2 protein-coding genes are annotated in these 1880 nt (G+C 73.4%); one reads left to right on the top strand and one right to left on the bottom strand.

The annotated features are described in order from the left end of the window. Positions 1-292: 292 nt before the first annotated feature. Positions 293-565, top strand: a complete 273-nt coding sequence (locus ACY45C_RS10005) for a hypothetical protein (protein WP_462187349.1) — start codon at positions 293-295, stop codon at positions 563-565. A gap of 57 nt (positions 566-622) precedes the next feature. On the opposite strand, the gene ACY45C_RS10000 is transcribed toward ACY45C_RS10005, so the two are convergent. Beyond that, positions 623-1654 (bottom strand): site-specific integrase, encoded by a 1032-nt coding sequence (locus ACY45C_RS10000; protein ID WP_462187348.1) that lies wholly within the window; start codon positions 1652-1654, stop codon positions 623-625. Between the last annotated feature and the right edge of the window lie 226 nt (positions 1655-1880).

The raw sequence follows: 1880 nt of genomic DNA, 5'->3' as shown, positions 1-1880 counted from the left end.
ATCCATCGCGTAGGAGGATATGAATGCACGGCGGTTGCCGCATTCGGCATCGGCGTCGACCTCCCTTGGTCCGGTGACGAAGCATCTTGCCACGCATTCCTTGCGTTGAGTAAGAAGGGTGCATGCAGGCCAGGACTCGATCCACGCCACCTTATTGCCCGGTACCGCCGGTCCAGTGAACAGGCCCAGGCGCCGTGCTATTCGACACCCGCTTCCCGAGGAGTATCCTGCGATGAATCATCGCCGCCCGCGTCGACGACGCCGTCGGGACAGGCGCGAGCACCCGCGTCCGTTGCTCCTTCGCCTGCCGGGCGGCGCCCGCCGCGAGAACCCGCGCGCCGCGGTGGGCGCGCCGGCGAGGCCGGACTCCCCGGTCGCCGGGGACCGTCACGGCGAATCCGACGGGCATCGTCGGGCCGGTTACGCCGCATGCACGATAGTCGCGGTCGCCGGCGGGGGCGCGCTGCTGCGGGCGGGGCTGGTCAGCGCCGACGGGCTCGTCGTCCAGCTATGGGGGGTCCTGGTCGCGTTGATCGTCGACGGCTTCCTACGGAGTCGACGGTGATGGCCGCGGCCACGGGACGGCAACAGGCCGGTCGGGTTCGATCCAGGCTGGTCGGGTTCACAGCCCGACGCGGCCGGAGGGGTTGTCGCGGTCGAACAGCCGTCCGGCGCGGACGTAGCTGTCGAGCGACGCCGAGGAGCGCCACCGGCCCTGGCGCATGATCGACCGGTCGGCGACACCGGCGCGGGCGGCGGCGGTGGCGAACCCGGAGCGCAGCGAATGCCCGGCGAAGTCGGCCGGGTCGAGTCCGGCGGCGGCCACCCGGCGCTGCACGATCCGGGCCACCGAGCCCGGGTAGAGCCGCCCCGGCGCGACCTGCCCGTGCCGGTTGACCGCGCGGAACGCCGGCCCGTCGGTCAGCGCGGCGGCGCCCGCCCAGGCCCGCCAGGCCCGTACCGGGCAGGTCGGCCGGTAGGAGCCGTAGGCGACGCCGACCAGGGCACCGGCGGCCTCCTGGTCGGTCTTCGAGGCCCGGATCGTCAGGACGACTCCGTCGGGGGTCTCGAGCAGGTCGGCGACGTCGAGGCCGACGAGTTCGGAGCGGCGCAGGCAGCCGGCGAACCCGATCAGCAGCAGTGCCCGGTCGCGGACGTCGACGAGGTGGTCGTCGCGCAGCCCGGCGACGACCCGGGCCAGCAGGGAGGTGTCCAGCGCGGTCTTGCGGTCCGGGCGGACCCCGCGGGTGCGGCGGATACCGTCCCAGACGGCGCAGACCTCCGGTGCGCTCGCCGGGTTGGGATGGCGACCGAGCTGGTGGGAGACGGAGATCGCGGCGAGCCGGCGGCGGATCGTCGAGGGCTTGTACCCGGCGTCGGCGAGCGTGGCGAGGTAACCGGCGACCGTCGCCGGGGTCGCCGGCAGCGGGCACAGCGGCACCGTCTGGCGTTCACACCAGGCCCGGAACTGGCGCAGGTCACTGTCGTAGGCCCGCCAGGTCGCCGTGGAACGCGCGGCGCGGGCGTAGTCCCCTACCCGGGCGAGCAGATCGGCGGTGAGCTGCCCGTCGGTGCCCGGCGCCAGGACCGGCACCGGCGGCTGTGCCGCGCCGGCGGAGCCGGCCGGTAGCGCACGGGGGCCGGGGATCGGCATGGTGGCCTCGTCGTTCACCACCGGGGCGTCCGGACATCCTGGAACATCGAGACCCACCCTAGTCCGCCGCGGCTCGCCCGGGATCGTGGACGGGCTCCGAGGCACGCGGTGTGAAGCTCAGCGGCGTCCTCGGCCGCCCGACGGGGAACCGGTAATAGCCGTCACCGGTACGCCGTCGCCTTGGCCTCAACAGCACTTGACTTCAACAGCGATTGAGCTTCTAGGG

This window comes from Frankia sp. CcWB2 (assembly GCF_977927585.1).
This window is presented reverse-complemented; position numbering and strand designations above follow the sequence as displayed.